Here is a 19677-nt window from a genome sequence, read left to right as displayed (position 1 = left end):
GTGCCGCGTTATCAAATAGCGCAGGGATGACAGCGGATAGGGGTGTGCTTTCCCGCCCTCAGGCCGTCTCGTGGCCCTTTGATTCAATGACCTTCGGAGCCCCGACGTCGAGCGCTGCCATCGGCCGGAGGGTCCTCTCCCGGCGTCCGGCAGCGCCCTCGCCTTCACCGGGCGACCCACAATCAGGCCCCGAGCGGCCTCGAATTGCGCCGTGGAAGAGCTTCCCCTTTCCCCCCGTGTCACCGGCCCGGGCGCCCGGGCCTGCCGTTTACCCTGGCTCGCGTTTCCCCATCCCTTGCCCAGAGAGGACCACATTCCGGAGGCATTGCTCCAGTCCGGTTAGAGACACAGGCACATGACGCTGATCGAGGAATTGAGGGAACTGGAGCGGATGCGGCTCTCGGGCGGCCTGAGCAAGGCGGCCTACGAGCGTGCGCGCGAGCGTATCCTTACGTCCGTTCCGGATGCGGAAACCGAGGAGCCGGAGGATCACGCCCTCCCGGCAAGGGCGGCGGGCGGGCGCGGCGAGCCCGGTGTCGCCCTCCTCCTCCCCGCAGGCCTGGCGGGCTCGGCAACCTTCCTCCTTGCGTTGGCGGGTCTGAGGTGCAGCCTCTCCGTTGCCGGAACGCTGGCGCTCGCGGCGATCACGGGCGTCATTCTCACGCTCTGGAACAAACCGGACTGATGGACCGTACGGAGCCCCGCAGCTTGCGCGGCGGTTGCTCTACCCTCTCCCGCCCCTTTGGCACAGCGGCTTGCACGACGGCCGGGAGCGGTGCAGAAGCGGTGCCGGCCCATCCGCTTCGCTGGGATCCCGCTCATGTCCGAACCCGTCCATTCCAACCGCTCCGGCGCTCTGCTCGCGCTCGCGGCCTTCGCCGTCTGGGCGACCCATGACCTCGGGGTGAAATATCTCGGCGCGAGCTACTCCGCGGTGCAGATCGTCTTCTTCTCGGTCCTCTTCAACTTCCCCCTCGCCACGCTGATGCTGATTTCGGACCCGGTGGACGGCCACCTGCGCCCGATCCATCCTTGGTGGAACCTCCTGCGTGCCATCTCCGGCGTCGCGGGGGGCGTGTCGGCCTTCTATGCATTCTCGACGCTGCCGCTCACGCAGGTTTACGCCCTGATCTTCGCCGCACCGCTTCTCGTCACGATCCTCTCGGTTCCCATCCTGGGCGAAACGGTTCGCCTGAAACGCTGGTGCGCCGTCATCGTCGGGCTCTGCGGTGTTTTCGTTGTGTTGCGTCCCGGCGCCACGACCCTCAGCCTCGGCCATGCCGCGGCCCTCGTCACCGCTGTCGGCACCGCCCTCTCCGCCGTCATCGTGCGCAGGATCGGGCGGGAGGAGCGCAGCGTCGTCCTGATTCTCTACCCGATGCTGGCCAACGTGGTGGTGATGGGCGCCGCTCTACCCTTCGTCTACGAACCCATGCCGGCGGCGCATCTGGGGCTGCTCGCCCTGATCTCGGTCATGGCCTTCGGCGCGACCTCCCTCATCATCTCCGCCTACAAGCGCGGGGAGGCGGTGATCGTCGCGCCCATGCAGTATTCTCAGATCATCTGGGCCACGCTCTACGGGGCCCTCTTCTTCTCCGAGCGTCCGGACCGCTGGACCATGATCGGCGCCGGGATCATCATCGCCAGCGGCATCTACATCGTCCTGCGCGAAGGCACGGCCGGTGCGTCGGAGAACCGCCCGGTCCTGCGGATGCGCCTCCGGCCCGAAACGGGCACCTTCCTTCGCTCTGGCCTTCTGATGATGCGCAAGGGGCGGACGGAAACCGGGGATCCGGAGGAGCGCTAATGCGGACCTGCATCGCGATGGGAACCTACCACAATCCCGGCGAGACCTTCATCAACCACCATATCGGCCATCTCTTCGGCGGCGACACGGTCATCCTCTGCGCCCGCCGCAGGGGGGAGGACGTGCATCACCGCCCGATCCATGTCCGCCGCCCAGCGACGGGCCTTGCCGCCCTCGCATCCCTTCCGGGGCAGGCCCGCAACCTCCTCCGTCACGGCTCGACGCAGGTCCCCGCCGGGCGGGACCGAGCCGCCATCGCGGCTTTCCTCAAGCGCGAGGGAGTCGAGGTGATCCTGACCGAGTACGGCACCCAGGCCCTCGTCCTCGCGCCTCTCGCATCCGATCTGGGCATCCCCTGCTTCACCTATTTCCGCGGCTCGGACGCGTCCCGCTCGCTCCAGACCGCCAAGCAGGCGCGGGACTACCGGCGGCTCATGCCCTATCTCGCCGGCATCTTCGCGGTGTCCCGGCATCTTGTGGACAACCTCGCCCGCGCAGGCGCCACGCATCCCAACACGCGCGTGATTCCCTCCGGCGTGGAGACCGATCTCTTCGTGCCCGATGAGAAGGTCCCGGGGCGTTTCCTCGCGGTGGGCCGCCTCGTGCCGAAGAAGGCGCCCCAGGTCACCATTCGCGCCTTCGCAAACGCCACGCGCGACCTCCCCCACACGAAGCTCGACATCGTGGGAGACGGCCCGCTCATGGAACCGTGCCGCGCCCTGGCCGAAGAGCTTGGCGCCGGGGACCGGATCACCTTTCACGGCCGCCTGCCCCATGACGCGGTCCGTGCGCTGCTGTCCCGCGCCGAGTTCTTCTTGCAGCACTCGGTCACCGGCCCGGACGGGGACACCGAAGGAATGCCGACCGCCATTCAGGAAGCGCTCTCCGCCGGCGCGGTGACCATCTCCACCCGACATGCCGGCATCCCGGACGCGATCGAAGAGGGCGAGACAGGCTTCCTCGTCGACGAGCATGACGCGGAAGGCTTCGCGCAGGCCATCGCCTACGGCCTTCATCTCGGCCCCCGGATCCGGAAGATGTCCACCGCCGCCCGCGCCACGGCCCTCGCACGCTTCGACAAGCGCACCCTCCTGGCCGAGCTCGAGACGCATATGAGAAAAACCCTAGCGTAAGGGACACTCAAACCCCTTGTCATTCCCCGCGCCACAGGCTACCCCCCGCGCCACGGTCGGAGTGTAGCTCAGCCTGGTAGAGCACTGTCTTCGGGAGGCAGGGGTCGTGAGTTCGAATCTCGCCACTCCGACCAATTACATCAGCTGCAGATTGTCACGATAGCCTCCTCGTCGGTCACTGGGATCGAGCGAGGCCCGGGCCGTGACGAGCATAGGCGCAGCTTTCCCCAACAGAGCCGCCGAGACGGCGAAGATCCCGGCGCCCAAGTGGCCCGCGTTCTGCCGGTTTCGCAATGAACAGGTATCCTCCCCGGCCCCCTCCGTTCACGATTGAAAGTGCTCGTCTGACCTGCGTCGCACGCGAAGTTCTTCAACCGACCCCGCACCTCTTGCCTCGCGGCGCGGGCTGCCCTATCCCCGCCCGGATCAGAAGGGCGCAGGCGAGACATGCCGCTACTCGTGATGAAATTCGGCGGCACATCGGTCGCCACTCTGGACCGCATCCGGCGGGCCGCCAAGCGCGTCGGGCGCGAGGTGGCGAACGGGTATGACGTGATCGTCATCGTTTCGGCGATGTCCGGCAAGACCAATGAGCTGGTGGGCTGGGTCAACGAGACCTCACCGTTCTACGATGCCCGCGAATACGATGCCGTCGTCTCCTCGGGCGAGAACGTGACCGCCGGGCTCATGGCCCTGACCTTGCAGGAAATGGACGTCAACGCCCGCTCCTGGCAGGGCTGGCAGGTTCCGCTCCTGACCAACAGCGCCCATGCCTCGGCCCGGATCGAAAGCATCCCGACGGACAATCTGAACGCCCGGTTCGCCTCCGGCATGCGCGTGGCCGTGGTTGCGGGCTTCCAGGGGATCTCTCCCGAGGGACGGATCACGACACTCGGACGGGGCGGCTCGGACACCACCGCCGTCGCCTTCGCCGCCGCCTTCGGAGCGGAGCGCTGCGACATCTATACCGACGTGGACGGCGTCTACACGACCGATCCCCGCATCTCCCACAAGGCGCGGAAGCTCGACCGGATCGCGTTCGAGGAGATGCTGGAACTCGCATCGCTCGGCGCAAAGGTGCTGCAGACCCGCTCGGTCGAACTTGCGATGCGCTACAATGTGCGCCTGCGGGTCCTGTCGAGCTTCGAGGACAATGGAGCCGATGCGGGCACGCTCGTCTGCCCCGAGGAGGATATCGTGGAAAGCAATGTGGTCTCCGGCATCGCCTATAGCCGCGACGAAGCGAAGATGACCCTCATTTCGGTTGCCGACCGGCCGGGCATCGCCGCGGCGATCTTCGGCCCGCTCGCCGAGGCCGGGGTGAACGTGGACATGATCGTCCAGAACATCTCCGAGGAGGGCCGGACGGACATGACGTTCTCCTGCCCCGTCGATCAGGTGAAGCACGCGGAGAAGGCGCTCGCCGGCTCCCGCGACAGGGGCGACGTCAACTTCGCGGATCTCGTGGCCGATACCGATGTGTGCAAGATCTCCGTCGTCGGCATCGGGATGCGCAGCCATGCGGGCGTCGCCGCCAAGATGTTCGAGTGCCTCTCCTCCGAGGGGATCAACATCAAGGTCATCACCACGTCGGAGATCAAGATTTCGGTGCTGATCCACCGCAAGTACCTCGAACTCGCCGTTCAGGCCCTTCACGACGCCTTCGGCCTCGACAAGGCGGCCTGATCGTCCGGGGGCGGATTCCCGTTCGCCGCTGAAGGGATTGGCGCGCGGCAAAGTCCGGCGTCTCCTGGCCCTGCAGCTGGCCCTGTTCGTCGTCTGGGCCGCCCTGGGCGGCACTCTAGCCGGACGCCTTCTCTGGCGCCTTGGCGGCGGGTGCGCGGGTCAACGCCGCTCTTTTGCCTCGTAATTGCGCCCGATGCCGCCTTTCGGCGCACAAAGGTCCCGCGGTGCCCGTCGCCATAGAAATTCGCGATGAACCGTACGGTTCTGTTTTTCTCCGCAGCGACGGTGCTCTATGTCAGGTGCGGGAGTGAGGATGCAGAGCGACCTCGAACTATGAGCGACAGAAGCGAAAGCGCCAGCCGGCGACTGCTTGGGCGACTGAAGCAGGTGCTTGCCGAACCCGCCGAAGGGCAGGAGCGGCTGAACAAGATCGTGCGCCTCATCGCCGAGGAGATGAACACGCCCGTCTGCTCGATCTACCTCTTCCGCGATGCCGACACGCTGGAGCTCTGTGCCACCGAGGGCCTGAAGGAAGAGGCCGTCCACGAAACGCGGATGCGCCTCGGCGAGGGTCTCGTCGGCCGCGTCGCCCTGCGCACCCAGCCGATCAATTCCGCCGATGCGACCAAGGAGCGTGGATTCCGGTACATGCCGGAGACCGGGGAGGAGATCTATTCCTCCTTCCTCGGCGTGCCGATCCAGCGCCTCGGGGAGCGGCTTGGCGTCCTCGTCGTGCAGTCCCGCGAGAGCCGGAAGCATTCGGACGACGAGGTCTATGCCGTCGAGGTCGTGGCCATGGTCCTGGCGGAGATGAACGAACTCGGCGCCTTTGTCGGCGAGGGTGCGGCTCTCGCCGCTCCGCACCAGCAATCAGTCCTCCTGAGGGGCAACATCGCGCAGGAGGGCACCGCCGAGGGCCGCGCCTTCCTTCACGAGCCGCGCGTGGTCGTCACCAATCCGTTCGCCGATGACAGTGACATCGAGCGCAAGCGCCTGCGGGACGCGATCGCCGCGCTCAACACCTCCATCGAGGAGATGCTGGTCGGCCTCGGGTCCGCCGAAAGCGATCAGCGGCAGGTGCTCGAAGCGTACCAGATGCTCAGCCAGTCGAAGGGCTGGGTCTCCCGCATGGAAGAGGATATCGGCCGGGGCCTCTCCGCCGAGGCTGCCGTCGAGAAGGAACAATCCGCCGCCCGTGCCAGAATGTCGCGCGTTCTCGATGCCTACTTGCGCGAACGGCTTCAGGATCTCGACGATCTGTCGAACCGGCTTCTCCGGCTCCTGACGGGCCAGGGCGCCGATACGGGCGTGGAAATGCCCGAGAACCCGATCCTGATCGCGCGCAACATCGGTCCCGGCGAGCTTCTGGCCTATGGCCGCTCCCTTCGGGGCATCGTGCTGGAGGAGGGCTCGGTCGGCAGCCATGCCACCGTCGTTGCCCGGGCGCTCGCGATCCCGCTGGTCATCAACGCCAAGAGAATCACCGTGGAGGCCCTCTCGGGAGATCCCATCCTCGTCGACGGGGAGCAGGGCATCGTCCATCTCAGGCCGGACGAGTACGTCCGCAACGCGTTCCGCGACAAGATGGCGATGCAGGCCAAGGCACAGGAGCGCTACGCCTCGATCCGCCGCGTACCAGCGACGACCGTCTACGGCCCCACCATCGCGCTGCACATGAATGCCGGCCTGATGGCCGACCTGCCGAGCCTGAAATCGAGCGGAGCGGAGGGCGTGGGCCTGTTCCGCACGGAGCTTCAGTTCCTCGTGCGCAACAAGGTGCCCCGCCGGGCCGAGCTTGCGGCGCTCTACGCCCGGGTGATGGACGCCGCCGGCGAGCGGCCCGTCGTGTTCCGCACCCTCGACATCGGGTCGGACAAGGTCTTGCCCTACATGAAGCCGCAGGACGAGCCGAACCCGGCCCTGGGCTGGCGCGCGATCCGCGTGGGGCTCGACCGCAAGGGCGTCCTGCGGATGCAGCTTCAGGCCCTGATCCGGGCGGCGAACGGGCGGCCGCTTTCGGTCATGTTCCCCTTCATCGCGCAGTACGAAGAGTTCTCCGAAGCACGGCGCCACCTTCTCGACCAGCTCGAGCGGGAAGAGGCCATGGGCCATGTCCTGCCGGAAAGCGTCGAGATCGGCGCGATGCTCGAGACGCCGTCGCTGGCCTTCGCGCCACGTCGGTTCTTCGAGGAGGCGGACTTCATTTCCGTCGGCGGCAACGATCTGAAGCAGTTCTTCTTCGCCGCCGACCGGGAGAACGAACTCGTCCGCCGTCGTTACGACACGCTCAACCTCTCCTTCCTGACGTTCCTGGAGGGCATCGTGCGCCGCTGCGAGGAAACGCGGACGCCGCTGTCCTTCTGCGGCGAGGATGCCGGGCGTCCGCTCGAAGCGGTCTGCTTCGCCGCGATCGGCTTCCGGTCGCTTTCCATGCGGCCCGCTTCCATCGGGCCGGTGAAGCACCTCCTGCGCCGCAGCAACCTCGAAGAGGTGCGGGACCTCATCCAGGATGCGCGCCAGTCGGGCGTGCAGAGCGTCCGCGCCGACATGATGGAATGGCTCGGGGATCTGGGCTGAACCTGTCCCGGTCGAAGCCGTCTCAGGCGCCAGGGGCCGCGGACTCCACCCATTTCTCGACCGGTCCAGCGACACCGCCCCACTCGCCAGTCCCGAGAACGCGCTCCGGGTTCGTCGGAGGCGGCATGACAACGCCATCCAATCTGCGATAGCCGAAGCGGCCGTAATACGGGGCGTCGCCGACGAGGAGGGTCCGGCGCCAGCCTTCCTTGCGGGATAGGAGCAGCACTTCCCGCACCATCATCGCCCCCAGCCCCTCCCCCTGCCGGGTGGGGTGGACGGCGACGGGACCGATGAGCGCGGCGGCATGGCCTGCAATGCGCACCGGCCAGGCGCGGATCGCCCCCGCGAGGATGCCGTCCCCGTCCCGAACGGTCAGGCAGAGGTCACGGACCGGCGGCACACCGTTCCTCAAGCGATAGGAACTCAGCGCCTCGCGTCCGGGCGCAAAGCACGTATCGAGCAGCGCCTCGACCTCCCAGCCGTCCCCGGCCTCTTCCTCGGCCATCACGTAAGGCACCCGCTCTCCCCGCTTTTTCGGAATTTCGGCTGGCGGTGCCACTAGCATGCGCTACGGTCGGCCGCAAAGACAGGAGCCCCAATGTTCTACGAACCTTCGAACGGCCACGGCCTGCCGCACAATCCCTTCAGCGCAATCGTGTCCCCCCGCCCCATCGGATGGATCAGCACGCGCGGCACGGATGGCCACGAGAATCTGGCGCCGTATTCCTTCTTCAACGCCGTGGCCTATAGCCCGCCGCAGGTCATGTTCTCCTCGACATCGGCCAAGCCCGACCGGGAGGGAACGAAGGACAGCATGGCGAACATCCGCGACAGCGGCGTCTTCTGCGTGAACATCGTGAATTTCGCTCTGAAGGACGCGATGAACGCCTCTTCGGGACCGCTTCCGAAGGAGGTCGACGAGTTCGACCATGCCGGGCTGGAGCGCGCCGAATGCGAGACCATCGCCTGCTCCCGCGTGGCCGCGGCGCCGGCGAGCCTCGAATGCCGGCTGACCGAGATCATCCGGCTGCCGGGGGAGACCAATCTCGTCGCGTTCGGTGTCGTGACCGGCATCCACATGCGGGACGATTGCCTGAAGGACGGGATCTTCGACATCACGAGCTATCGCGCGCTCGCCCGCTGCGGGTATCAGGATTATGCCGCGGTGAGCGAAGTGTTCCAGATGACCCGGCCCGGTTAAGGCAGAAACCGGAGCGTATCCTACACAAAGAAAAAGGGTGCCCGAAGGCACCCTTTCCCTGAACACACGAAGAAGTATCGATTACTCGATGACAGCTTCGATTTCGGTCGCGTCGGCATCGTCGCCGGAGGACAGGATCGCGTAGAGCGTGGAAACCTGCTCGTCCGACAGCGTGGCGGTGTCGACATCGTAGTTGCGGATGGCCAGCTCGCTGGACACGTACTCACGGATCTGGGTGGACTGACCCATCGTCATGTACATCGGGTCTTCCATGTCCATCTCGTACTGGCTGTCAGCGACGATGGACTCGACAGCGTTCTGCTTCTCGAGCGCCATGTCCTCGGAGGACAGGATCACGTAGAGCGCGGACAGCTGGCGCGGGGTCAGCGCATCGACGTCAACCTCGGGCGCCACCGTCGCGAGTTCTTGGGCGACCGTATCGCGGAGCTGATCGGTTCCGGTCGGGCCGGCGACTTCGGCATCCTGGGCGAAGGCCATCGTGGACGTGCCGAGAACCAGTGCAGTCGTAATCATGAAACGTTTCATCGTATCGTACTCCTATCGGTGTGCAGCGGCGGCGCCGCCCTTCGGATTGACAAGAGCGAGTCCCCCGGTTCGGTTCCCGGGGGATGACGAAATTATGTCGTCTCACGGACTTGCGAGGATGGGCCGGCCGCGCGCTCAGTGGCCGCCGGCGAGCACCCCGGTCCGCACCTGGTAATCCGCCGCCACGCCGTATTCGGGATCGTCGTCGCTGTCCGTCATGAGCTGCCCGGCCTTCTGCAGAAGGCGATGGCAGTCGCGGCTGAGGTGGCGCAGCTCGATGCGCTTGCCCGCATCCTCATACTTCTTCGCCAGCGCCTCGATCGCGGTCAGGGCGGACTGGTCGGCGACGCGGCTGTCGGCGAAGTCGACGATGACGCGGCCGGGATCCTCGGGGATATCGAACAGTTCGGTGAACCCCTCGACCGAGCCGAAGAAGAGCGGCCCCTGCACCTGGTACACCTTGGCCCCCTCGGGCGTGTAGTAAGTCTTGGCCCGGATGCGGACGGCGTTCTGCCAGGCATAGGTCAACGCCGAGACGATGACCCCCACGACGACGGCGATGGCGAGGTCCGTCAGGACCGTCGTCACCGTCACGAGGACGATGACGAGCGCATCGGCAGCCGGCACCTTGAGCAGGATCGTGAGCGATTTCCACGCAAAGGTGCCGATGACGACCATGAACATCACGCCGACCAGCGCCGCGAGCGGGATCTGCTCGATCAGCGGTGAGGCGGCAACGATGAAGATCAGCAGGAAGATCGCGGCCGACGCGCCCGAAAGGCGCGTGCGCCCACCCGATTTGACGTTGATCATCGACTGGCCGATCATCGCGCAGCCGCCCATGCCGCCGAAGAAGCCGGTCACGGTATTGGCGACGCCCTGAGCCACGCATTCCTTGGAGGAGCCGCCCCGCTCACCGACGATCTCGCCCACGAGGTTCAGCGTCAGCAGGCTCTCGATCAGGCCGATGGCGGCGAGGATGAGCGCATAGGGCGCAATGATCGTGAAGGTCTCCCAGGTCAGCGGGACCATGGGAATGTGGAACGCCGGAAGGCCGCCCTGCACCGAGGCCAGATCGCCCACGCGCGGCACGTCGATCCCGAAGAGGATCACGATCAGCGCGGTGATGCCGATGCCCGCGAGCGGCGCTGGAATGGCCGTGGTGAGCTTCGGCAGCGCCCAGATCACGGCCATGGTCAGCGCGACGAGCGCCAGCATCAGCATCAGCGGCACGCCCGACAGCCATTCGCCGCCGGAGGTGCCGTGCCCCGTGACCTCCGCGCTGCCCGGCACCTGGAACTGGCTGAGCTGGGCGAGAAAGATGACGATGGCGAGGCCGTTGACGAAGCCGAGCATGACCGGATGCGGGACGAGACGGATGAACTTGCCCAGGCGGAAGATACCGGCGAGGAGCTGGAGGATCCCCATCAGCACCACGGCGGCGAAGAGGTACTCCACGCCATGCTCGGCGACGAGGGAGACCATGACGACGGCAAGCGCGCCGGTGGCGCCCGAGATCATGCCGGGCCGCCCGCCGATGAGCGCCGTGATCAGACCCACGATGAAGGCCGCATAGAGACCGACGAGCGGCGCGACACCGGCAACGAACGCGAAGGCCACGGCTTCGGGTACCAGCGCCAGAGCGACCGTGAGGCCGGACAGCACTTCGGTCTTCGCTTGGGACGGGCTCATCCGGCCCGGCACGCCCGTCGGCGCGCTCACCCGGTCGGCGAGATTGGCAAGGAGGGCTCGGGCCATCGGACTACCTTTCACAAGCGATGCCCGGACGCCGGTTCGCCCTCGGATGACGGGGCACGGCGGGACGATCCGGGGATGTCGGAGGATTTGAAGAGCCCCTGCCACATTTTTCTGCACCGCAAAACCCCTATCCTGCGACTTTCGCGCCACGCGGGGCCTCCATGACCGACCGCCCTTCCAACCCGGTGCGTCACTTTCTAGGCTCCCTCTCAAAGGGACATCATCAAAGCGGGGCGGGAATGGGCGAGACGATGATCGGCGTGATCGGCGGCAGCGGCCTTTACGAGATCGAGGGGCTGGAGGGTGCCGAGTGGCGAGAGGTGACGACGCCCTGGGGCGATCCGTCCGACGCGATCCTGACGGGAGCTCTGGCCGGCGTCCCCATGGCCTTCCTGCCCCGCCATGGCCGCGGCCATGTCCACGACCCCGCAAGCGTGCCCTACCGCGCCAATATCGACGCGATGAAGCGGCTCGGCGTGACCGACCTCGTTTCCGTCTCCGCCTGCGGGTCCTTCCGCGAGGAGATGGCGCCGGGCGACTTCGTCGTCGTCGACCAGTTCATCGACCGCACGAAGGGCCGGCCGCAGAGCTTCTTCGGACCGGGCTGCGTGGCTCATGTCAGCCTCGCTCATCCGACCTGTCCGCGCCTCGCCGAGGTCTGCGCCGCCGCAGCCGAGGCAGACGGCACGAAGGTTCACCGCGGCGGCACCTATCTCGCGATGGAAGGGCCGCAATTCTCGACCCTCGCGGAATCCAGAATGTACCGCGAGGTCTGGGGCGCAGACGTGATCGGCATGACCAACATGCCCGAAGCCCGCCTCGCCCGCGAAGCGGAGCTCTGCTACGTCACCGTGGCCATGGTCACCGATTACGACAGCTGGCATCCGGACCACGCCGAGGTGGACGTCGCCGAGGTTCTGAAGGTTTTGAAGGGCAATGGCGCACGCGCACGCGCGCTGATCTCCCGCCTCCCCGCCCTCCTCCGGGATCGCCCGTTCCCCTGCCCCGAAGGCTGCGGGCAGGCGCTCGACCACGCAGTGATGACGGCGCCGGACAAGCGCGATCCGGACCTTCTGGGAAAGCTGGATGCCGTGGCCGGGCGCATCCTCGGGGCCTGACGCTGCGGGGAGAGGCCCGCGCGCCGCGGCCGCTCTACTCCGCCCTGAGAACCGCGCCCGGATTGAGGATGCCGGAGGGGTCCAGGGCCCGCTTGATCGCGCGCATCGCGGCAAGTTTCACCGGGTCCTGATAGCGCTCCAGATCGCCGACCTTGAGACGCCCGACGCCGTGTTCGGCGCTGATCGAGCCCTCCATCTCGTGCACCACGTCGTGGATCGCGGCGGTCAGGCGTCGATCCGTGCCGTCCGCGCGATAGGCGTCGCGGCTCTCCCCCTCCGGCGCGAAGACGTTGAAGTGCAGGTTGCCGTCGCCGACATGCCCGAAACAGTTGATCCTGAACGGACCGATTTCGGCGACCGCCGCGCGGCCTGCCTCGATGAAATCCGGCAGCCGCTCCAGCGGCACGGAGATATCCTGCGAGCAGATCGCGCCCACATGCCTGTTCGCCAGCGGCATCGCCTCGCGGTAGTCCCAGAAGGCCTGCCGCTGCGCCTCGCTCCCTGCGATGACGCCGTCCGTCACAAGATCCTCTGCAACGGCGGCCTCGTAGAGCCCTGACAGCGCCTCCGTCGCATCCTGCCCCTCGGCCAGCCCGATATCGACGAGGACGGACCATTCCGGCAGCTCCTCGAAGGGCGCGCGCAGATCCGGCAGCGCCTCCTTCAGGAACCTCAGGCCGGTCCGCTCCATCAGTTCGAACCCCGAGACCTGCTCCCCGAGCCGGTCCCGCGCCAGTCCCAGAAGTGCGAGGGCGGCCTCGGGAGAGCGCACGACGAGCATCGCCGCCCCCGTCTCGGCCGGGATCGGAAACAGCCGCAGGGCGGCGGCGGTGATGATCCCGAGCGTCCCTTCCGAGCCGACCAGCAGCCCGCGCAGATCATACCCGCTGTTGTCCTTCCTGAGGCGCTTCAGCCCGCGCAGGATCGAGCCGTCCGCCATCACCGCCTCGACGCCGAGGGTCAGCTCGCGCGCATTGCCGTAGCGCAGGACGTTGGTGCCGCCGGCATTCGTTCCCAGAAGCCCGCCGATCCGCGCCGAGCCTTCGGAGCCGAGGGAGAGCGGGAAGAGACGTCCCGCCGCTTCCGCCGCGCGGTGCACGTCCGCGAGGATCGCACCGCCCTCGGCGATAAGCACGTTGGCCTCCGGATGAACCGCACGGATCCGCGTCATCCGCTCCAGCGAGACGATGAGCGGCCGGTCCAGCCCGTGCCCGATCTGCCCGCCGACCGTCCCCGTCCCGCCGCCATACGGAATGACGGAGACGCGGCGGCGTGCGGCGATGCGCATGGCTGCGGAGAGTTCCACGGCATCTTGCGGGGCGATGAGAAGCCCGCCCGTGCCGTGCCAGAGCCCCCGCCCCTCCTCGAGATAGCGGGGTTCGAGATCGCGGAAGGCGCTCGCTGGAAGGGCGGCCCGGAGCTCTGACTCCGCCTCGTTCGTCACTGGTCCCGCCACCTGCGTCCCCCCGCGTCTTGCTGCGAGGCGGACCCTACTGCGCGCCGCCGCCGCTTTGAAGCCGGGCCGGCCTCAGGACCACGATGGTCGGACGCGAGGGAAGCGTGCGAAGCGAGACCTCGATCTCGGAGCCCTGCCGGACGTCGATGGCGAAATCGCCCTGCATGTCCGACAGGAACCGCTCGAGCGACGCGCCGGAGAACCAGTGCATCGGCAGCACGATTGAGGAGCGCAGGCGCGAGACGATCTCCTTCATTACCGGCAACGGCACCGTCAGGCCGCCATCGACCGGCGCCATCAGCACGTCCAGTCGGCCTATCGCGGCGTAGGTCTCGGGCGACGGCTCATGGTGCAGGTGCCCCAGATGCCCGATGCAGAGCCCGTTCACCTCGAAGACGAAGATCGAATTTCCGTCCTTCTCGATCCCGGTATAGCCCGAGCGAATGTCGGTCGTGACGTTCCGGACCAGCATTTCGCCGAGGTCGAGATGGTGGTCGGCCGGGCCCGCCGCGTCCCCCCAGCCAGTCAGCACATGCGGGATGCGCGGATCGGGGGAGGCCGTCCAGTGGGACGAATGCGCGTGGTTCATGGTGGCGACATCGGGCACGGCTTCCGGCGCGCCGATGTAGCCGTTGTAGTCGGTCACCACGTCAAGGCCGCCCGGCGTCTGCAGGTAGAACATCGAATGGTCGATATAGGTGATCCGGACCATCTCGTCGGGCACCGGCTCGGTCCAGTTTGCCTGGATGATCTCGACGTCCGGCGCATCCTGCACCAGCGCGATGCAGTGCGAGGGCCGTCTGTCCTGCGCGGCGGCGGGAAGCGCCGCGAGCGACAGGGACAAAGACAGGGATAGTACAAGCAGAGGTCGCATGGGGCCGGGCTCCTCGGACGGTGGCTCGTCCCCTCAGCCTGCACGGCCTGGCGCTCAACCTGCGGTAACATGTACGTGCGCCGAGGCCCGGGCAGCGCGCGCTTGCCGTCAGCCGACCTGGGTCTTGCCGCGCCTGTCCCCACGCAGGTTGGCGTAGAGCACATGGTTGCGCCAGCGCCCGGCGATCTGGAGATAAGACTGCGCGACGCCCTCGTACTTGAAGCCGGACTTCTCCAGCACCCCGCGCGAGGCGGTGTTCTCCGGGAGGCAGGCGGCTTCGATTCGCGACAGGTCCATCGATTCGAAGGCATGGTGACACACCGCCTCGATCGCCTCTTTCATGTAGCCTCTGCGGGCGAAGGGCGCGCCGATCCAGTAGCCGATCGTCCCCGCCATGGCCGGGCCGCGGCGGATGTTGTCGAGGGTGATTGCGCCGAGGAGTACCTCGTCCTCCGCCCGGATCATGAACAGGGGCACCGCGGAGCCCTGATCATGGCTCCGCTGGGACCAGTGGACACGGCCGGTGAAGCTCTTGCGGGTCAGGTGGTCGTCCGCCCAGACCGGCTCCCATGGCTTGAGGAAGCCGGCGCTGTCGCTGCGCAGGGCAGTCCAGGCGCGAAAGTCGTTGTGCACCGGCAGGCGCAGCAGCATCCGCTCGGTGTGGATCCGGATACGGCGCCGCGCCAGACGCATCAGGCCGCCAACCTGCCCTGCAGTTCCGCGAGGGAGGGCGCAAGCTTGCCCGGACCGTAAAGCGCAAGCGCGGCGTCCGGGGCCGTCGCAAGGCCCTCGGCGAAGGTCACGACGCGGGCGCGGTCCACCGCCTCGATCCGCGCGACGGTCTCCTCCAGCGGCGGCACCCGGTCCCAGATCGAGACGAGGCGCGCAAGGCGCTCGGCGCGGGCGGAGGTGCTTTCAAGCCCCATCAGCAGGCCGGCCTTGATCTGCGCGCGCGCGCGGGCGATCTCCACTTCCGTGACGTCGCCGCCGACGCGCCTGAGCTCGTCCACCGTCAGCTCCGCGAGACCGCCGATATCCTGCGCGCCGGTCCCGGCATAGATCGTGATCATGCCCGTGTCGGCATAGGCGCCGGCCTGCGCGAAGATCGTGTAGCACAGGCCCCGCTTCTCCCGGGCTTCCTGGAACAGGCGGGAGGACATGCCGCCGCCGAGGAGCGTGGAGTAGACCTGGCTCGTATAAACGTCGTCGGACAGGTAGCCGGGGCTCTCGAACGCGAGGGTGAAATGCACCTGCTCAAGCGCCTTTTCCTCGCGCCGCTCGCCGCCGCGGAACCGGGCCACGTCCACCTCGCCGCCGCCCCGCGGCGCGAGATGACCGAACAGGGCCTCCGCCTGCCGCATGATCGCGTCGTGATCGACGGCGCCAGCGGCGGAGAGGATGAGCTGGTCCGGCCCGTAATGCTCGGCGACGAAGCGGGTCAGGTCGTCCCGGCCGAACCGCTCCACCCGCTCCGACGGGCCGAGGATCGTGCGCCCGAGCGCCTGGCCGGGATAGGCCGTCTCCTGAAGCCAGTCGAAGATGATGTCATCCGGCGTGTCCGCGGCCTGGCCGATCTCCTGCAGGATCACGCCGCGCTCCACCTCGATCTCGCTTTGCGCGAAGGCGGGGTTGAGCACGATATCGGCGATGACGTCGAGCGCCAGCGGCACGTCTGCGGCAAGGACGCGAGCGTAATATGCGGTCGTCTCGCGGGAGGTGTAGGCGTTGATGTAGCCGCCCACATCCTCGATCTCCTCGGCGATCCGGGCGGCGCTTCGGCGCTCGGTCCCCTTGAAGGCCATGTGTTCGAGGAAATGGGCGATGCCGTTCTGTTCGGGTCGCTCGTGACGCCCCCCGGCATTGACCCAGAGGCCGATGGCAGCGCTTTCGCGGCCCGGCATGGGCTCGGTGACGATACGAAGTCCGTTCGGCAGTCGGTCCAGCTTGACGGTCAAGCGGCGCGCCTTTCCTTGATGAGGGTTTCGATGGCCTGGAGGTCGCCGGCGCAACGCTCCACGCGCTCAGGCCTGTCATAGAGGTCCGCCATCCGATGTGGAAGGGGCGGGCGCTCCTGCGTCGCCTTCTCCACGGCATCGGGGAATTTCGCGGGGTGGGCGGTCGCGAGCGTGACCATGGGCACGTCCGAGACGTGATCCTCGGCCACCCGGGCGCCCACGGCGCTGTGCGGGCAGAGCGTCATGCCGGTGGTCGCGTGAAGGCGCGCGATGGTTTCCAGCGTTTCCTCCTCGCTGCAGCGGCCGGAGGCGTAACGCTCCTGAAGGCCCTCCATGATCCCCTGGGGGATGCTGAAGCTGCCCTGCCCCTTGAGCTCCTCCATCAGGCCCTTCACGACCTCCCCGTCCCCGCCGGAGGCGAGGTAGAGCGCGCGCTCGAAGTTGGAGGAAACCTGGATATCCATGGAGGGGCTCATGGTCGGTGCCACGCCCTCGACGGAGTAGGAGCCGGTGGTCATTGCGCGGTGCAGGATGTCGTTCCTGTTCGTGGCGATGACCAGCTCCCGGATCGGCAGGCCCATCCGGCGGGCGATGTCCCCCGCGAAGATGTCGCCGAAATTGCCGGTCGGCACGGTGAAGGCGACTTCGCGGTGCGGCGCGCCGAGGGCGGTCGCGGCGGTGAAGTAGTACACCACCTGCGCGAGGACACGCCCCCAGTTGATCGAGTTCACCGCCGAGAGGCCAACGGAATCCCGGAAGTCGAAATCGTTGAACATGTCCTTCACGAGCGCCTGGCAATCGTCGAAATGCCCGTCCACCGCGACGGCATGGACGTTCGCCTCGGGCGGCGTCGTCATCTGCCGGCGCTGCACCTCGGAGACGCGACCGTGCGGGTAGAGGATGAAGATGTCGACGTTATCCAGCCCGCGGAACGCCTCGATCGCGGCCGATCCGGTATCGCCCGAGGTGGCGCCGACGATGGTGACCCGTTCGCCGCGCTTCTTCATCGCGATCTGGAAGAGTTGCCCGATGAGCTGCATCGCGAAATCCTTGAACGCGAGCGTCGGACCGTGGAACAGCTCGAGGACGAAATGCTGCGGCGCTACCTGCACGAGCGGCGCGCGCGCCGGGTGGGCAAAGACCGAATAGGCCCGCGCTATGGCGCCCCGCAGCTCGTCCTCGCTGAAATCGTCGCCGATGAAGGGGCGCATGACCTGGAAGGCGACTTCCTCGTAGGGCAGGCCCGCGAGCGCAGCGATCTCATGTGCGTCCATGTGCGGAACGCTTTGCGGAACGTAGAGCCCGCCATCGCGCGCGAGGCCGGTAAGCAGCGCGTCCTCGAAGCCGAGAATGGGGGCTGTCCCCCGCGTCGAGACGTATTGCATGGGTCCTACCCTCTCAATCGGTGCGGCGCCTGATACGCCAGAGCCAGAGCGCTGTCATCCCCAGCCAGACGATACCGAGGCCGAACCACTGGATCGCGTAGCCGAGGTGATTGTTCGGGATGCCCTCCACGCCCACCGGGATCGGACGCGGCGCGCCGCTCCCGGCGGGGTCTCGCAGGACCATGAAGGTCTCTTCCGTCCCGAGCTCGGCGGCCATGGCGGCGACGTCGCGAGCGAACCAGATGCCGCGGCCCTCGTCGGGCTCTGGGGTGAAGCCGTCGGTCTCGTCCGGCCAGTGCAGGTTGCCCGTGAGGGAGACGGTCTCGCCACCGGGACGCGCCGCGCCCTTGTCCTCCTCCGCGATGAAGCCCCGGTCGACGAGGATGCGGCGGCCGTCCCCTGTCTCGAACGGGGCGATGACGCGATACCCGGCGCCCTCGGGCGGCTGCGAGGTCAGAACGTCGAGCTCCTCCTCCCCGAACTGCCCTTCTGCCGTCACGGGCAGGAAGCGGTCCGCCTGCTGATTGGGCTCGGCGGGCAGCGGGACGGGATCGGCGGCGATGCGCGCCTCGATCTCCGCCAGGATCGCGAGCTTCTCGTCCAGTCGCTGGAGCTGCCAGACGCCCAGTCCGAACAAGACCGCGGCGCCGAGGAAACCTATGAGAATGGGAGCGAGATAGCGCACGGGAAGTCATCCGGCTGTCGGAAATAAAAGAGGCCCCGCCGGCGCCCATGGCGCGGGCGGGGCCCTGTCAGGTCATCGCGGTGATCGCGGGACGGCCCCCGATCAGCTGCCCCAGATGTAGATCGCGGCGAAGAGGAAGAGCCACACCACATCGACGAAGTGCCAGTACCAGGCGGCGGCCTCGAAGCCGACATGCTTCTCGGGCGTGAAATCCCCCATCCGCAGGCGAATGTAGCAGACGAAGAGGAAGATCGTCCCGATGATGACGTGCGCACCGTGGAAGCCCGTCGCCATGAAGAAGTTGGCGCCGTAGATGTTGCCGGCGAAGCCGAAGGCGGCGTGGCTGTACTCGTAGAACTGGAAGAACGTGAAGAGGATGCCGAGGCCGACCGCGAGCAGAAGGCCCGACGCCATGTCCTTGCGGTTGTTCTCATGCACCAGCGCATGGTGCGCCCAGGTCGCTGCCGCGCCGGAGCACAGCAGGATGAGGGTGTTGATCAGCGGCAGGTGCCACGGGTCGAACACCTCGATGGACGGGGGCGGCCACTGCCCTTCCGAGAACGTCTGCATCGGGTAAAGGGCGTGCTTGAAGAACGACCAGAACCACGCCGCGAAGAACATCACCTCGGACATGATGAACATGATGAAGCCGTAGCGCAGGCCGATCCGCACGACGGGAGTGTGATCGCCGACCCGGCTTTCGCCGACGACGTCCGACCACCAGCCGAACATGGTGTAGACCGTCAGGATCGCACCGATGGCAAACATCCACGGCATGGAGCCGTGCATCCACAGCACGGCGCCGAACAGCATGATGAACGCGCCCACGGAGCTCAGAAGCGGCCAGATGGACGGCGGGAGAATGTGGTAATCGTGATTCTTTTCGTGGGCCATTGGCGGTCGGTTCCTTACCCGTCTGTCCCTAGTTGGAAGTGGCCAGAGCGGCGTGCTCTTGCGGCAGGTCGGTTTCGTAGAACGTATAGGACAACGTGATGTGCGGCGTCCACTTCGCGTCGCGGTCGTCGCGGATCTCCGGATCGACGTAGAACGTCACCGGCATGTTCACGCGCTGTCCCGGCTGCAGCACCTGCTCGGTGAAGCAGAAACAGTCGATCTTGGTGAAGAACCCGCCCGCGTCGAACGGCGCGACGTTGTAGGTCGCGGTGCCGGCGATGACGCGATCGGTCGGGTTGTAGGCCTCGTAGAAGGCGATGTTCGTCTCGCCGAGGCGGACGGTCATCTGATTCTGAACAGGCTTGAACTCCCACGGCATGTCCTTGGCCCGGCTGCCATCGAACCGGACGGTGATCGTCTCGTCGAGGATCACGTCGGAGCCGGCCTCGGCCGTGGCGGTTGTGCCGCCGTATCCGGTGACGCGGCAGAACAGGTTGTACATGGGCACGGCGGCCCAGGCCATCGAGCCCATGAACACGATGACGCCGACCGCGATCGCGGCGGTCTTCTGCTTGGGATCCATGCGGTGCTTGCTCATC

The 19677-nt window shown here is 67.1% G+C and carries 18 protein-coding genes and 1 tRNA gene; 8 read left to right on the top strand and 11 right to left on the bottom strand.

Annotation, left to right across the window (positions count from 1 at the left end):
• The first annotated feature begins 355 nt into the window (after positions 1–355).
• The 6 genes from DQG15_RS16580 to ptsP all read left to right on the top strand — a co-directional run bounded on the left by DQG15_RS16580 (position 356) and on the right by ptsP (position 7203).
• Complete coding sequence (locus DQG15_RS16580; RefSeq protein WP_116087190.1) at positions 356–685, top strand: hypothetical protein; 330 nt, start codon at positions 356–358, stop codon at positions 683–685.
• Between the two features lie 135 nt (positions 686–820).
• Entirely contained in the window at positions 821–1807 is a 987-nt protein-coding gene (locus DQG15_RS16575) for a DMT family transporter (RefSeq protein WP_116087188.1), read from the top strand.
• Positions 1807–2940, top strand: a complete 1134-nt coding sequence (locus DQG15_RS16570; RefSeq protein ID WP_116087186.1) for a glycosyltransferase — start codon at positions 1807–1809, stop codon at positions 2938–2940. Before DQG15_RS16575 ends, DQG15_RS16570 begins: the two co-directional genes overlap by 1 nt.
• Positions 2941–2997: 57 nt before the next feature.
• Positions 2998–3074, top strand: a tRNA-Pro gene (locus DQG15_RS16565).
• A 313-nt stretch (positions 3075–3387) separates the two neighbouring features.
• Entirely contained in the window at positions 3388–4626 is a 1239-nt protein-coding gene (locus DQG15_RS16560; protein ID WP_116087183.1) for an aspartate kinase, read from the top strand.
• A gap of 333 nt (positions 4627–4959) precedes the next feature.
• Positions 4960–7203 carry a phosphoenolpyruvate--protein phosphotransferase gene (gene ptsP, locus DQG15_RS16555; RefSeq protein WP_116087181.1) on the top strand — a complete coding sequence of 748 codons (2244 nt, stop codon included), beginning with the start codon at positions 4960–4962 and terminating at the stop codon, positions 7201–7203.
• Positions 7204–7225: 22 nt separating this feature from the next.
• Here the strand turns inward: ptsP and DQG15_RS16550 are convergent, their stop codons facing one another.
• Positions 7226–7711 carry a GNAT family N-acetyltransferase gene (locus DQG15_RS16550; RefSeq protein WP_116087179.1) on the bottom strand — a complete coding sequence of 162 codons (486 nt, stop codon included), beginning with the start codon at positions 7709–7711 and terminating at the stop codon, positions 7226–7228.
• 93 nt (positions 7712–7804) lie between these two features.
• On the opposite strand from DQG15_RS16550, the gene DQG15_RS16545 reads away from it, so the two are divergent.
• Positions 7805–8407: a flavin reductase family protein gene (locus tag DQG15_RS16545; protein ID WP_116087177.1), complete on the top strand. Its 603-nt coding sequence runs from the start codon at positions 7805–7807 to the stop codon at positions 8405–8407.
• An 81-nt stretch (positions 8408–8488) separates the two neighbouring features.
• Here DQG15_RS16545 and DQG15_RS16540 read toward each other — a convergent pair whose 3' ends face one another.
• Positions 8489–8953, bottom strand: a complete 465-nt coding sequence (locus tag DQG15_RS16540; RefSeq protein ID WP_116087175.1) for a hypothetical protein — start codon at positions 8951–8953, stop codon at positions 8489–8491.
• 135 nt (positions 8954–9088) lie between these two features.
• Complete coding sequence (locus tag DQG15_RS16535; protein ID WP_116087173.1) at positions 9089–10711, bottom strand: SulP family inorganic anion transporter; 1623 nt, start codon at positions 10709–10711, stop codon at positions 9089–9091.
• Positions 10712–10950: 239 nt separating this feature from the next.
• Between DQG15_RS16535 and DQG15_RS16530 the strand changes: the two genes are divergently transcribed.
• Complete coding sequence (locus DQG15_RS16530) at positions 10951–11829, top strand: S-methyl-5'-thioadenosine phosphorylase (protein ID WP_116087171.1); 879 nt, start codon at positions 10951–10953, stop codon at positions 11827–11829.
• A gap of 34 nt (positions 11830–11863) precedes the next feature.
• On the opposite strand, the gene DQG15_RS16525 is transcribed toward DQG15_RS16530, so the two are convergent.
• The 8 genes from DQG15_RS16525 to DQG15_RS16490 form a co-directional block, all read right to left on the bottom strand.
• On the bottom strand, positions 11864–13285 hold the full coding sequence (locus tag DQG15_RS16525) for an FAD-binding oxidoreductase (protein ID WP_116087169.1): 1422 nt from the start codon (positions 13283–13285) through the stop codon (positions 11864–11866).
• 34 nt (positions 13286–13319) lie between these two features.
• Complete coding sequence (locus DQG15_RS16520; RefSeq protein WP_116087167.1) at positions 13320–14159, bottom strand: MBL fold metallo-hydrolase; 840 nt, start codon at positions 14157–14159, stop codon at positions 13320–13322.
• Positions 14160–14267: 108 nt separating this feature from the next.
• On the bottom strand, positions 14268–14852 hold the full coding sequence (locus tag DQG15_RS16515) for a GNAT family N-acetyltransferase (protein WP_116087164.1): 585 nt from the start codon (positions 14850–14852) through the stop codon (positions 14268–14270).
• Positions 14852–16114 (bottom strand): pitrilysin family protein, encoded by a 1263-nt coding sequence (locus DQG15_RS16510; RefSeq protein ID WP_116087162.1) that lies wholly within the window; start codon positions 16112–16114, stop codon positions 14852–14854. The genes DQG15_RS16515 and DQG15_RS16510 overlap by 1 nt, the downstream gene beginning before the upstream one ends.
• Positions 16111–17499 (bottom strand): threonine synthase, encoded by a 1389-nt coding sequence (gene thrC, locus DQG15_RS16505; RefSeq protein WP_116087160.1) that lies wholly within the window; start codon positions 17497–17499, stop codon positions 16111–16113. Before thrC ends, DQG15_RS16510 begins: the two co-directional genes overlap by 4 nt.
• Positions 17500–17512: 13 nt before the next feature.
• Entirely contained in the window at positions 17513–18184 is a 672-nt protein-coding gene (locus DQG15_RS16500; protein WP_116087157.1) for an SURF1 family protein, read from the bottom strand.
• Between the two features lie 102 nt (positions 18185–18286).
• Entirely contained in the window at positions 18287–19078 is a 792-nt protein-coding gene (locus tag DQG15_RS16495) for a cytochrome c oxidase subunit 3 (RefSeq protein ID WP_116087155.1), read from the bottom strand.
• Positions 19079–19106: 28 nt separating this feature from the next.
• The gene (locus DQG15_RS16490; protein WP_232830897.1) at positions 19107–19676 is read right to left on the bottom strand and encodes a cytochrome c oxidase assembly protein; all 570 of its coding nucleotides are present in this window, start codon (positions 19674–19676) and stop codon (positions 19107–19109) included.
• Position 19677 lies beyond the last annotated feature (1 nt).

This window comes from Tropicimonas sp. IMCC34011, assembly GCF_003390865.1.
Taxonomy (GTDB): Bacteria; Pseudomonadota; Alphaproteobacteria; order Rhodobacterales; family Rhodobacteraceae; genus Tropicimonas_B.
The sequence above is the reverse complement of the archived record's forward strand: the minus strand, read 5'-3'. Positions and strand labels throughout refer to the sequence as shown.